This window comes from Hymenobacter daeguensis (genome assembly GCF_054780555.1).
Genome location: NZ_BAAGWC010000011.1, coordinates 144,473 through 157,587 on the forward strand (window position 1 = coordinate 144,473; position 13,115 = coordinate 157,587).

General features: G+C 63.5%; 11 protein-coding genes. 8 read left to right on the plus strand and 3 right to left on the minus strand.

The window, feature by feature from the left end:
• Positions 1 to 75 precede the first annotated feature (75 nt).
• The 6 genes from secDF (at position 76) to ACYVHT_RS13870 (ending at position 7,482) form a co-directional block, all read left to right on the plus strand.
• A complete protein-coding gene (secDF, locus tag ACYVHT_RS13845) occupies positions 76 to 3,066 on the plus strand; it encodes a protein translocase subunit SecD/SecF (RefSeq protein WP_460552719.1) in 2,991 nt (996 codons plus the stop codon).
• 129 nt (positions 3,067 to 3,195) lie between these two features.
• Positions 3,196 to 3,810 (plus strand): RNA polymerase sigma factor, encoded by a 615-nt coding sequence (locus ACYVHT_RS13850; RefSeq protein WP_460552722.1) that lies wholly within the window; start codon positions 3,196 to 3,198, stop codon positions 3,808 to 3,810.
• Positions 3,797 to 5,413, plus strand: coding sequence for a porin family protein (locus ACYVHT_RS13855; RefSeq protein WP_460552725.1), 1,617 nt, complete (start codon positions 3,797 to 3,799; stop codon positions 5,411 to 5,413). The genes ACYVHT_RS13850 and ACYVHT_RS13855 overlap by 14 nt, the downstream gene beginning before the upstream one ends.
• 82 nt (positions 5,414 to 5,495) lie before the next feature.
• Positions 5,496 to 5,897 (plus strand): c-type cytochrome, encoded by a 402-nt coding sequence (locus tag ACYVHT_RS13860; RefSeq protein WP_460552728.1) that lies wholly within the window; start codon positions 5,496 to 5,498, stop codon positions 5,895 to 5,897.
• Positions 5,898 to 5,912: 15 nt separating this feature from the next.
• A complete protein-coding gene (locus ACYVHT_RS13865) occupies positions 5,913 to 6,509 on the plus strand; it encodes a YceI family protein (protein ID WP_460552731.1) in 597 nt (198 codons plus the stop codon).
• A gap of 52 nt (positions 6,510 to 6,561) precedes the next feature.
• Positions 6,562 to 7,482, plus strand: coding sequence for a DUF5777 family beta-barrel protein (locus ACYVHT_RS13870; protein WP_460552734.1), 921 nt, complete (start codon positions 6,562 to 6,564; stop codon positions 7,480 to 7,482).
• Positions 7,483 to 7,563: 81 nt separating this feature from the next.
• Here ACYVHT_RS13870 and ACYVHT_RS13875 read toward each other — a convergent pair whose 3' ends face one another.
• From ACYVHT_RS13875 to ACYVHT_RS13885, 3 genes are all read right to left on the minus strand, one after another.
• Positions 7,564 to 8,163 (minus strand): NifU family protein, encoded by a 600-nt coding sequence (locus ACYVHT_RS13875; RefSeq protein ID WP_460552737.1) that lies wholly within the window; start codon positions 8,161 to 8,163, stop codon positions 7,564 to 7,566.
• A 107-nt stretch (positions 8,164 to 8,270) separates the two neighbouring features.
• Complete coding sequence (aroC, locus tag ACYVHT_RS13880; protein WP_460552740.1) at positions 8,271 to 9,350, minus strand: chorismate synthase; 1,080 nt, start codon at positions 9,348 to 9,350, stop codon at positions 8,271 to 8,273.
• Positions 9,351 to 9,446: 96 nt separating this feature from the next.
• Entirely contained in the window at positions 9,447 to 10,943 is a 1,497-nt protein-coding gene (locus ACYVHT_RS13885) for a BatD family protein (RefSeq protein ID WP_460552743.1), read from the minus strand.
• A 272-nt stretch (positions 10,944 to 11,215) separates the two neighbouring features.
• Here ACYVHT_RS13885 and ACYVHT_RS13890 point away from each other — a divergent pair, with 272 nt between their 5' ends.
• Positions 11,216 to 11,971, plus strand: coding sequence for a ferritin-like domain-containing protein (locus ACYVHT_RS13890; RefSeq protein WP_460552746.1), 756 nt, complete (start codon positions 11,216 to 11,218; stop codon positions 11,969 to 11,971).
• A gap of 31 nt (positions 11,972 to 12,002) precedes the next feature.
• Entirely contained in the window at positions 12,003 to 12,908 is a 906-nt protein-coding gene (locus ACYVHT_RS13895; protein WP_460552749.1) for a ferritin-like domain-containing protein, read from the plus strand.
• Positions 12,909 to 13,115: the final 207 nt, after the last annotated feature.

The following is a 13,115-nucleotide window of genomic DNA, read 5'->3' on the forward strand; positions in this document are numbered from 1 at the left end:
CGCTTCATTCCTCATTCCTCATCGTGTTTTCCCATTCTTCATTCCTCATTCTTCATTCTTCATTTATTTTTTCTAATGCGTAACAAAGGATTAATCATCGCGCTAACCGTCGTTGTCACGGCGCTGTGCGCGTACTTCCTCTTCTTCACCTACGTCTCGCGCGGGGTGCAGGAAAAGGCGGTGGTGTACGCCACCAAAAACGGCAAGCTCGACGAAGCGGCCCGTCAGCACTACCTCGACTCGGTGTGGCGCGCCCCCGTATTCGGCCCCTTCACCTACCGCGAAGTGCGCCAGAGCGAGCTCGGCCTCGGCCTCGACCTGAAAGGTGGCATGCACGTGACGCTGGAAGTTTCGCCCGTCGAAATCGTGCGCGCCATGAGCGGCAACAGCAAAGACCCGGCCTTCAACAAGAGCCTGGCCGATGCCCAGGAAGCCCAGAAAACCAATTCCAGCACGCCGTTCACGGCGCTGTTTGCCCAGGCCTGGCAGCAGAACGCGGGTGGCAAGCCGCTGGCCAGCATCTTCGCCAACACCACCAACAAGAGCCGCAACATCGACATCAACTCCTCGAACGAGAAGGTAATTGGCGCCATCGACAAGGAAGTAGAAGAAGCCATTGACCGCTCGTTCAACATCCTGCGCACCCGCGTCGACAAGTTCGGCGTGAACCAGCCCAGCATTCAGCGCGTGAAAGGCACCGGCCGCCTGCAAATCGAGCTACCCGGCGTGGACAACCCCGACCGCGTGCGCAAGCTGCTGCAAGGCCAGGCCAAGCTCGAGTTCTGGGAAGTGTGGAACCAGAACGAAGTAGGCCCCTATCTGGTGGCCCTCGACAAGCAGCTGCAAGCCAAAGAAGCCGCTGCCAAAGCCGGCCCCGCTGCCGATACCACCGCTACCGACACCACGGCTACCGCCGCCGCTGGCGACTCGACCTCGCTGGCTGCCCAGCTCGCCAAGAAAGACAAGACCGGCAAATCGGCCGCCGACTCGGCCGCAGCCAATAAGCCCGGCGTGCTCGCCAAGCTCTTCACCATGCCCGGCCGCCTGGGCGTGAACCTGCGCGACACCTCGGCCATGAACAAAATTCTGCGCTCGCCCGAAGCCAAGGCTGCCCTGCCCCCCACCCTGGCCCTGATGTGGAACCTGAAGCCCACCACCATCGACAAGCAGGAATACCTGGAGCTGGTGCCCGTGCGCAAAACCCGCGACGGTGTGCCCATGCTGAGCGGCGAAGCCATCAACGATGCCCGCGCCGACCTCGGCCAGAACGGCCAGCCCGAAGTGCTGATGAACATGACCCCCGCCGGCTCGCGCAAGTGGGCTAAGATGACGGCCGCCAACATCGGCAAGCAAGTGGCCATGGTGCTCGACGACTACGTGTGCTCGGCCCCGGTAGTGCAGAGCGAAATCACGGGCGGCGGCACCAGCATCACGGGCAGCTTTAGCGTGGAAGACACCGACGACCTCGCCAACCAGCTCAAGGCTGGTAAGCTGCCTGCTCCCACGCGCATCGTGGAAGAAGCCGTAGTGGGTCCGTCGCTGGGTAAAGAAGCCATCAACCAGGGCCTGTACTCGTCGCTGGCCGGTGTGGTGATTATCATGCTGTTTATGGCCTTCTACTATGGCCGTGCCGGCATCGTGGCCGACATCGCCCTGCTCTTCAACATCTTCCTGATTCTGGGCGTGCTGGCGCAGTTCGGCACCGCCCTCACGCTGCCCGGCATCGCCGGTCTGATTCTGGTAATGGGCACCTCGGTGGATGCCAACGTACTGATTTTCGAACGGATTCGAGAGGAACTGGACCACGGCCTCGGCCTGAATGATGCCATCAACAAAGGCTACTCGCGCGCCTTCTCGGCCATCTTCGACTCGAACGTGACGACCATGCTGATTGCCGTCATTCTCGGCTTCTTCGGCACGGGTCCGGTGCAAAACTTCGCCATCACGCTGGGCATTGGGGTACTGACTTCGTTCCTGTCGGCCGTATTCGTGTCGCGCCTCATCATCGAATGGATGGTGAAGGGCAACGAAAACCACCCGATGACCTTCAGCACGATGATTTCGCGCAACCTGTTCAAGAACCTGAACTTCGACATCGTGGGCAAGCGCAAGCTGGCGTACACCTTCTCGACGCTGTTCATCGTGGCCGGCTTCGTGCTGATGTTCGTGCAGGGCGGCCCGAACCTGGGCGTGGACTTCAAAGGTGGCCGCGCCTACGTGGTGGACTTCAACAAGACGATGGTAGCCTCCGACGTGGCCGACAAAATCCGTCCCTCGTTCCAGGATGCCGGCCTCGAAGTGAAGCAGTACGGCTCGCCCGACCGCCTGCGCATCACCACCGGCTACCTGGCCGAAGATGAAAGCCCCGCCGCCGACGCCAAAGTAGTGGCCGCCCTGAACCAGGGCCTGCAAGCCTACAGCGCCGACGCCCCGGTTATCAAATCGACGTCGAAAGTGGGTGCCACCATCGCCGACGACATCAAGCGCACCTCGGTGCTGTCGCTGGGCCTCACGCTGCTGGGCATCTTTGTGTACGTGTTGTTCCGCTTCGAGCGCTGGCAGTACTCGATGGCGGCGGTTGTGGCCTTGTTCCACGACGCCCTGCTCGTGATTGCCGCCTTCCCGATTGCCCGCCTCTTCGGCCTGAACTACGAGATGGACCAGATTTTCGTGGCCGCGCTGCTCACGGTTATCGGCTTCTCGATGAACGACACGGTGGTTATCTACGACCGTATCCGCGAGTACCTGCGCGAGAACCCCAAGCTGACCTTCGCCCAGGTGGTGAACCCGGCCCTGAACTCGACCTTCTCGCGCACCATGATTACGTTCACCACGGTGTTCCTGGTGGTGTTTGTGATGTACGTGTTCGGCGGCGAAACCCTCCGCTCGTTCTCCTTCGCCATGATTATCGGCGTGATTTTCGGCACGTACTCGTCGCTGTTCATCGCCACCCCGATTATCCTCGACACCTACGGCAAGAAAGAGGAGCGGGAGCGCATCGCGCGCGGTGAGGACATCACCAGCACGCCCGGCGATGCTCCGAAGCTGAGCACGACCACCGTGTAGCGGCACCAGGGCGCAGCTGCGCCTCTGTTACGAAAAAAGCCCGGCCCAGTGCCGGGCTTTTTTTATACCCGGGCAACCGTTTTTGCCTATCTTCCGAGTGGTCTGGTAGAAGCCCGCCAACCGCTGCTTATGCTGCACGTTTCCCCACCGCATTATACTCCGCCGACGCTCCCGGAGCTGCTGGCGGCCTGCGTCCGGCAGGAGCGGGTGGCGCAGCGGCGGCTGTACGGGCAGTTTCACGGCTTCGCGATGGGCATCTGCCTGCGCTACGCCCGCGACCGCGACCAGGCGATGGAGGCCGTCAACGACGGTTTTCTGAAGGTATTCCGCGACCTGTACCGCTTCGACATGGCCCGCCACCCCGAGGATGTGCTGGGCTCGTTCCGGGGCTGGCTCAAGCGCATCATGATTCACACGGCCATCGACCACTACCGCGCCAACGAGCGCCACCAGCACCAGCAGGAACTGGACGACGTGACCCTGAACCAGGCCGACCAGGCCGCCACCCCGCTTGATAACCTGAGCTACGATGAGCTGCTGGGCCTGGTGCAGCGCCTGCCGCCGGCCTACCGGGCGGTGTTCAACCTGGCGGTGATTGATGGCTTCGGCCACGAGGAAATTGCCGAGCAGCTTCATATTTCGGTGGGTACTTCTAAATCTAATCTATTCAAGGCCCGAGCCCATTTGCGGACGATGCTGGCCCAGTGTACTACTCCTGATAAAGCACGCTATGTGGTCGGATAATGATATTGATAAGGCGTTCCAACGGCTGAACCCGCCGGAGCCGGAACCCACGCCCTTTCCGCTGGACGCCTGGCTGCGGCTGGAAACCGAGCTGGACAAGGCCGTGATTGAGCGCGCCGTGCGCCGCCGGCTGTGGAAGTTTTTTGCGGCCGAAGTAGCCGTGGTGATGCTGGTCGGGCTGGGCTGGCTGCTGTGGCCGGCGGGCACCACTCGCCTGGCGGAAAAAGCCTCGAAATCATCCAGCGCTGCCGCTGTTGCGGTGGCCAGCGATGCCCCCGAATCAGACCGCCCAACTTCTGCAAAAAAAGCTGCCACCGCAGCCACGGCTATTGATGCGGCACCGCGCAGCACGGGAGCAGCCGCCACCTCAACGGCAAAAGCTTCTGATGCCGCAGCGGCCGGAAAGCCCGTGCTAAAATCAGCAGCGCGTTCGGCAGCCATTGCTGTCGCTCCTACGGCAGCGGCGGTTCCTGCTGCAGCCAGCTCGCCTTTCTCCGCCGCTGTGGCGGCGATGCCCGGCCGCCGGCGTAAATCCGCGGCATCCCGCCTCGCTTACCAGCGCTTTGCCGCCTCGCGACACGCCCGACTGACTACGGGCCGGGGCGGAGCCGCCCGCCCGGAGCGCATAGCTCTGCAAGCGCCCGCGGCGGGCGCCCCGGCCCGGCAGGCCGGCGGTGGCACGGCGGCCATTGCCGAGCACCCCACCCAGCATCCGGCGGCTGGCAGCCTCGCGGCTCCCACCGAAGCCCCTGCCAAGGCCGTAGTTGCAGATGCAGCTTCCCCAAGCCAGCTTCGCCGCGAAAGCCAGTCGCCTTTGCTGAGCCAGGCCGCCCCGGCAACGCCTGCCGGCGAAACCCCGGCCCCCGACGCGCCAGCCGCTTCGGCCGGCACCTCCGCAACGGCTGTTGCCGCGCTGGCTCCGGCCCCGGTCCGGCTCGCATCTACGGCTGCGGATGCATTGCCCACGCCCCTGGCAACGACCACAACCGTAGCCCTGCCCTTGCCCGCGCGACAGCCCCGCTTCTACGTCGGGCTGGTGGCGGCGCCTGATGTCACAACGGTGCGCTTTGCGGGTGTAGAGCGCCCGCTGCTCAACCTGGGCGTGCTGCTGGAATACCGCCTCACCAACCGGCTGCGCGTGAGCACCGGCGTGCTGCGGGCCAATAAGGAATACTACGCCCACCGCGAAGACTATGACTGGAGCGACTACCCCAGGGCGCAAACCCGCAGCTTCAGCTGGGTAGAGGGCCGGTGTACGGTGCTCGACGTACCCCTGAACCTGCGCTACGATGCCGTGGTGCAGGACCACGCCCGCTGGTTTGGCGCGGCGGGCCTGTCGTCGTTTTTCATGCACCGCGAAAACTACAGCTACGACTACCTGGAAAACGGCGTTTATAAAGCCTGGGACCTCCCCGGCCTGGTCAATGCCAACCAGCATCTCTTCAGCATCCTCAACCTCTCGTTCGGCTACGAGCGCAGCCTGGGCAGCCACTGGAGCGTGCAGGCTGAGCCCTACGCCAAAATTCCGTTGGCCGGCGTGGGCGCGGGCAAGGTGCGCCTGACCAGCGGCGGCGTGTTTTTTGGCGTGAAGTACGGCTTTTAGCCGCTAAGCCCGTCGGGCGGCGTGTAACTTACTGGCCCGAAGCCAGTCCCTCTCATTATTTCAAGCTTTGCTCTCACTCGGTATGCCCATTCCCGACGCTTTTTCTGCATTCATCCGTCCTGCGCTGGCGGGCACCGCCGCCCTGCTGCTGGGCCTGGCCGCCAGCTGCACCTACTCGCACGGCGACCCCGCCCCGGCCTGCGACGTGGCCCACGAAAACGTGACCTACGCCGGGGTGATTTCGCCCATTTTCGATGCCCACTGCCGCGAATGCCACAACGCCGCCGATGCGGGGGTGAAAGGCGCGGGGTTCGATTTCAGCAACTACCAGGGCATCAACCAGTACTACTCCCCTACCCGCATGCTGGGCTGCATCAAGCGGCTACCCAACTACCCGCCCATGCCCCAGAACCGCGACAAGCTGTCGGACTGCGACATCCAGCGCATCGAGGCCTGGATAGCGGCTGGCAAGCCCAATAACTAACCTCTTTTCTGCACTATGAAACAGCCCTTTTTTCTGCTCCTGCCCACTTTTCTGCTCTGCACGGGGCTCACGTACTCCCACGCTCAGGCCAGGTACATGACCAAAACGGGGCAGGTTTCCTTCTTCTCGGCCACGCCCATCGAAGACATCGAAGCCAAAAGCCAGCAGGTGGCGGCCGTGCTCGATTTCGCCACCGGCCAGCTGGCGTTCAGCCTGCCCGTCAAGAGCTTCGTGTTCAAGCGCACCCTCATGCAGGAGCACTTCAACGAGAACTACATGGAGTCGGATAAATTTCCGAAGGCCACGTTTGCGGGCCGTTTTGTGAGCTTCGATGCCGCCACGCTGAGCACCGCCGGCGCGCACCCCGTGCAGGTAGAAGGCGACCTCACCCTGCACGGCGTGACGCACCGCGTGCAGGTGCCCGGCACCGTGGAGCTCAGGGGCGGCCAGCTGCTGGCCTCGGCCACGTTCCCGGTGGCTTCGGCCGACTACAACATTGAGATTCCGCTGCTGGTGCGCAGCAACATTGCCAAGACCGTGACCGTGCGCGTGGCCCTGGCCTGCGCCCCCGTGGCCGGGGCCGTGGGGGCCGCCGCCACCCCGCAGCGCTAGCCATTTCCGCGCCTGCATCAGTAGCTTACGCCGCATTTTCCGCCCTCTTTATATGACCCGACGCTTTACCTCTGCTGCTCTTTTTTCGGGCGTGTTGCTGGCGGCCTGCGCCCTGGCCCACCCCGCCCAGGCCCAGACCGATTTGCTGAACGACCTGGAAAAGCAAACCACCGACTCGACCAAGCGCGAGGTGGTGACGGCTACTTTCAAAGGCACGCACATCATCAACGCGCAGTCCATCGAAACGCCGGGCCACGGCACGCTGGCCTTCCTCATTCAGCACCGCTTCGGCACGCTGAACAGCGGCGCCTACGAATTTTTCGGCCTCGACCAGGCCGTGCTGCGCCTGAGCTTCGAGTACGGCCTGACCGACCGGCTGGCCGTGGGCGTGGGCCGCAGCTCGCAGGAAAAAACTTTCGATGGATTTCTGAAATACAAGGCCTTGCAGCAAACCATGGGCGCGCGGCCCATGCCGGTTTCGGTTACGCTGTTTGCCTCGTCGGCCATCACCACGCTCAAATTCAACCAGGTGGCCAATGTGCCGGAGCGCAGCACTGCCTCGCGCCTCGACTATGCTTACCAGGTGCTCATTGCCCGCAAGTTCAGCCCCAGCCTGTCGGTGCAGCTCATGCCCACGCTCGTTCATCGCAACTACGTGCCGCTGGCCGGCATGCAGAACGACGTGTACTCCATCGGCGCAGGCCTGCGCCAGAAGCTCACCAAGCGCATCGCCCTCACCGCCGACTACTTCTACCTGCTGCCCGGCTACGCCGCCGATACGTACTACAATGCCCTCGGCGTGGGCGTGGACATTGAAACCGGCGGCCACGTTTTCCAGCTCCACTTCACCAACTCCAAAGGCATGACCGAGAAGTTCTTCGTGCCCCAGACGGACGGCAATTTCTTCAACGGCGACATTTATTTCGGCTTCACCGTGGCCCGGAATTTCACGGTGAAGTCGCAGCTGAAGTAACGGAAGGATTGATTGGTGAAAAAAGAAATGCCCGCCTGAATCATCAGGCGGGCATTTCTTTTTTCACCAATCAATCCTTGCTTACACCAGAATACCTTCGGCCACCACGCTTTGCACCTCGGGCACCATGCGCTTGAGCAGGTTTTCGATGCCCGATTTCAGGGTAACCGTGGCCGAGGGGCAGCCGGAGCAGGAGCCCTGCAGGTTCACGGTCACGATGCCTTCGTGGTAGCTTTTGAAGGTGATGTTGCCACCGTCCTGCTCCACGGCGGGACGCACGTAGTTGTCGAGCAGGTCGATAACCTTCTGGGCAATCTGGCCTTCCTGCTGGGTGGGGTCGCCGGCGGTGGCCGCCTGGGCGGCTTTCTGCTCAGCCGCGGGGTCGACGAGGAAAATGGGGCCGCCGGCCTCCACGTAGCTTTTCAGGAACTGGCGCAGCTCGGGAATGAGCTGCGTCCAGCCCAGTTCGGGCTGGTTTTTGGTGACCGTGACGAAGTTCTGGGCGATGAACACGCGGCCCACGTAGTCGAACCCGAACAGCTCCTGCGCCAGCGGCGAGTTGGCGGCGGCTTCGAGGTTGGGGTAATCCACGCTCACGCCATCGGCCAGCAGGTTTTGGTTGAGGACAAATTTCATGCTCTCCGGGTTGGGAGAGGCTTCGGCATAAATGGAAACAGACATGGCTGGGGGCTTAAAAATCAGGAGGAAAGCGCCGCCGGAGCGGCCGCGGCAAAGGTACAACCGCAATGGGGTGCCGGAGGTTGCAAATGTACCTACATCAGTGCGGGCTACAACCGGTTGGCGCGGGCGCGCAGCAGCAAATCGGCCAGCACCAGCTGGGTCATGGCTTCCACGATGGGCACGGCGCGGGGCAGCACGCAGGCATCGTGGCGGCCCTTGCCTACCAAGGTAATGGCCTCGCCCTGGTCGTTGATGGTTTGCTGGGGCTGGAGCAGCGTGGCCACGGGCTTGAAGGCAACGCGGAAATAAATATCCTGCCCGTTGCTGATGCCGCCCTGGCTGCCGCCGCTGTGGTTGGTGCGGGTACGCACGGCCCCGGTTTCGTCGGTATAAAACTCATCGTTGTGCACCGAGCCGGGCAGCTTCGTTCCCTCGAAGCCGGAGCCGAACTCGAAGCCTTTCACGGCGTTGATGCTGAGCAGCGCATGGCCCAGCACGGCCGGCAGCTTGTCAAACACAGGTTCGCCCAGGCCGGCCGGCACGTGGCGGGCCACGCCCGTAATCACGCCGCCCACGGTGTCGTGCGCGGCCTGCGCGGCCCGGATGCGGGCTTCCATCAGCGCAGCGGTTTCGGGGTGCGGGCAGCGCACCGGGTTGCTATCGATGAGGCTCAAGTCGAGCTCCGTGTAATCCAACGGCACTTCCACCTCGCCCACGGCCGACACGTAGGCCACCGTGTCGATGCCGAAATGAGCCAGCAGCCTGGCGGCCACGGCGCCAGCGGCCACGCGGGCGGCCGTTTCGCGGGCCGAGCTGCGGCCGCCGCCGCGGTAGTCGCGGCGGCCGTATTTCACGTCGTAGGTGTAGTCGGCGTGGCTGGCGCGGTAGGCGTGGGCAATGTGCGAGTAGTCGTCGGAGCGCTGGTCGGCGTTGGGAATGAACAGGCTGATGGGCGTGCCGGTGGTGAGCCCTTCGAACAAGCCCGACTGAATGTGCACCGCATCAGCCTCTTTGCGCGGCGTGGTGAGGTCGGACTGGCCGGGCCGCCGCCGGTCGAGCGCCGCCTGAATGTGGGCCGCATCGACGGCCACACCGGCCGGGCAGCCGTCGATAATTACCCCGATGCCTGCACCGTGCGACTCGCCAAATGTGGTGATGCGAAAGAGGGTGCCGAAAGTATTAGACATTTTTTCTAGTGCTTGGTTGTTGGTGCTTATTATCTGGCACTTAGAAGCATGATTAAATCAAGCCCAGGCACTAAGCACCAAATTCAAGAAGCAAAACTACGCCTGCCGCCCGGCCCGCCACCAGCCGAAGCCGGCCACGGCCACCAGCCCAGCCAGCAGCCAGTCGGCGTAGCGGCGCACGTCGCGGTACACGTCCACCGACTGCAAGGTGGTATCGGCACCCGCCAGGGCCGGGCCGTAGAAAGGGTCGTCCCCGGGCTTGGGCAGGGGCGCGGCGGCGGTGGCCACGCCGCGCACTTCGGGGCGCAACTCGGGCCGCAGGGTATCGTAGCGGGCGGTGGCGGGGTTGAACACGATTACCTGCAAAAGGCTGTCGAGGGGCAGCACGCCGGGCTGGCGGGCCACCAGCCGGTAGCGAAACAGCTTGCGCCCGCCGCCCGGCGCGGGCTGCTCGCGCACCTCGGGGCCGTACACCTCCAGCCCCGGCCAGGGGGCGAGCGCCGGGGCCAGCAGGGCCGATAGATTCCCCTTGCCTTCCAGCCCGAACGTGTAGGTGAACGACTCGCCCACCCGAAACTTTGTGCGGCTGATGGCCTCCTGCACCGTGTAGCTGCCCACGGCCACAGCCCCGCGCCGCCCGGCCTGCGGCAGCGCCTGCACCTGCACGCTCACGCCCGGCGAGTAAAAAGTTTTGTAGCCCGCCAGGCGGTTGTCCTGGCCGGGCTCAGGCTTTTTCAAGAGCTTGAATTTCACCATCGTCAGGGCCAGGGGCGGAAAGCGCAGGGACTGGGCCGTGAGCGGATAATACAGGTTTTCGGCCAGCCGGAAGCGCAGGTAGCGCTGGCCCAGGTGGCGCACGGTATCGGGGGTCACGCTGGGCTCGGGGCCGGGCTCCTGCCAGGCGGTGGGCTGGTGCAGCTCGTGCAGCAGCGGCGGCAGTTGGTCGTTGAAATCGTGAAAGGCCAGCAGGGCCTGGTCTTCGGGCTTGAGGTAGAAATACAGGCCCACGCGCACGCCCTCGCCCACGAACACGCGGGGCCGGTCGGCCACCACGGCCAGAAAGGCGTGGTCGGGCACGTCCTGGTAGAGCACGGGCTTGGGCTTGCCAAACATCTTGTCGAGGTCGCCCACGGCCTGCAGCTGGCCATTGCCCGCCACCGGCTTGGTGAGGGCGGCCGGGTTGGGCAGGGCCGCGCCCACGCGCACGGTGCTGCCCTTGCTGCGCAGCACCACGCCGTTCACGGTCATCTGAAAGGGCTTGATGACGATTTCGCCTTCGCCATAGGGCACGTAGCGCTGCGTGATGGTGAGGTCGGAGAAGCGGCGGCCCTGCACGATGCGCGTGGTGGTGGTGCTGGTTTTGCCGCTTTTCTTGAAGCCTTCCAGCTCCGGAAAGTCCGAGTATTTGCCCAGCTGCCCGCCGCGCAGCCGGAAAGCCAGCGTGTAGGTGCCCGTGACGGGCAGCGTGGCCGGGCCGGGCAGCAGCAGCACATCGGCCGGGGCCGTTTGGGCGGGGGCGGCCGGGGCGGTGGCAGGCGTGCCCGGCTGCCTCAGCCCCCACAGCAGCACCAGCATCCCAAAAAGTCGTCCCATAGTCACTGGCTTAGTAGCAGACCTTAAAAGTAGCGCCAACCGCTGGAATCGGCTTTCCGACGGCAATAAACCATTTCGCTTATATAAGCAATTCGGCGCAAAAAACAAAAAAATGAGGGCCGAATGAATCCCTAAACACTGCGGAAGCCGTATCTGCTCCTAAATCACCCCTTCAAGCTGGGTTTTGCTTTAAAAAAAACGGACCTCCGGCTCCGGCTGGCACTCTATTGTCTTCCCCCTACTCCAATCTCTCACCAAACCATTTCCCGCTCATGTCTGACAACCTTCAGCCCCGCAGCGCCGACGATACTTCGTTCGCCCAGCCGCTGTACACGCCCATCAAGCGGCGCTCCTTCTTCATGTATGCCGGGGCCACGGCAGGTGCCACGGCCCTGGTGCTGGCCGGCTGCTCGAAAGACAGCGACACCACGCCGACGCTGCCCGCCGGCAACTCCATGACCTCCAACGGGGCCATCAGCCTGGGCTCGGGCGATGTGGGCGTGCTGAACTATGCCTATGCGCTGGAGCAGCTCGAAGCCGACTTCTACAGCAAAGTGGTGACGACGGGAGCCGCCGTGCTTTCCGCAGCCGAACTGGCGTATTTCCAGCAGGTATCCAAGCACGAAGCCATTCACCGCGACTTCTTTAAGGCCGCCATCACCCGCGATGCCGGCAGCCAGGTGCTGCGCGGCCTGACGCCGAAGTACGATGCCGATACCTTCCAGACCCGGACCAAGATTCTGACCATCGCCCAAACGTTTGAAGACCTGGGCGTGGCCGCTTACAACGGCGCGGGCAAACTCATTAAGAAAGCTGATTACCTGGTTATTGCCGGGCAGATTGTTTCGGTTGAAGCCCGCCATGCGGCTTACATCCGCGACCTGGTGTCGTACGGCTCGTTTGCCGACGACCAACAAGTGAACTCCTCCGGCCTGGACAAGTCTATGTCGCCCGCCGAGGTACTCACGGCTGCCCAAGCCTTTATTACGGAAAAGCTGGACGGCAGCTACGTAGGGGTCAATAACTAATTCCTTTCTTCAATCGCAATTCTCCTTCGCCATGAATTTTTTCAAGATAATCGACCAACTTTCGGAAGTAGACCCCGACGTCCTGGACCGTTTCGATTCGCGCCGCTCGGTGTTTAGCTCCCTGGGCAGCATGGCCAAGCGCACGGCGCTGGCGGCCACGCCGCTGTTCCTGGGCACCATGTTTCAGAAAGCCTACGCCGGCACCACCTCCACGCCGGTCGATGTGCTGAACTATGCCCTGACCCTGGAGCTGCTGGAAGCCGACTTCTATCGGCAGTTCCAGGCCTCCAATACCATCACGGCGGGCACTCCGGCCGCAGCGGCCATCGCCCAGATTAAAAAGCATGAGGACGCGCACGTCGCCCTCCTCAAAACCACCATTACCAGCCTGGGCGGCACGCCGGTAGCGGGTACCGCTACTTCGGGCGTGCGCTTCAATCCGGCGGTATTCTCGTCTTCGTTCCCGGCCACTTACGCCAACTACCTGGCCGTGGCCCAGGCCCTGGAAGATGCCGGGGTGCGCGCCTACAAGGGCCGCGCCGGCGAGTTGCTCGGCACCGACCTGCTGACTGTGGCCCTGCAAATTCACTCGGTGGAAGCCCGCCACGCGGCCCATATCCGCACCATGCGCGGCCAGACCCCGTGGGTGAGCAATACCGACGACCTGGCTTCGGTACCCCTCACGGCCCCGGTGTATGGCAGCGGCAACCCCATCACTGCCACCTCCATCACGGCCGGGGGCGCTACCTACGGCATCCCGGCTTATACCGCCGCCAGCCCCGTAGAAAGCAACGTAACCCAATCGAACGTGAACCTGACCACGGGCCTGGGCACGACGTACACGGCGGCCGATGCTGCAGCAGCGTTCGACGAGTACCTGCAGGCTGCCGAAATTCTGGCTCCTTCGCGGGCTGGTGGCCTGGCCCTGCTGGCCTAACCACAACCACGGGACGGCCGCTCGGGCGGCATCCATCACTCAAAGCCGGCTCCGCAGCACGCGGGGCCGGCTTTGCTGTTGGTAGCCCGGGGCGCGCGGGCATTTTCTGTGCCGACGCTTGCAACGCGTTAGCTTTGTATCGGCATCTTCTTTCCGCGCCGGGCACGCTGGCTGTATCAGGCCGCTGGCCCGGTGGCGGAACCGCCG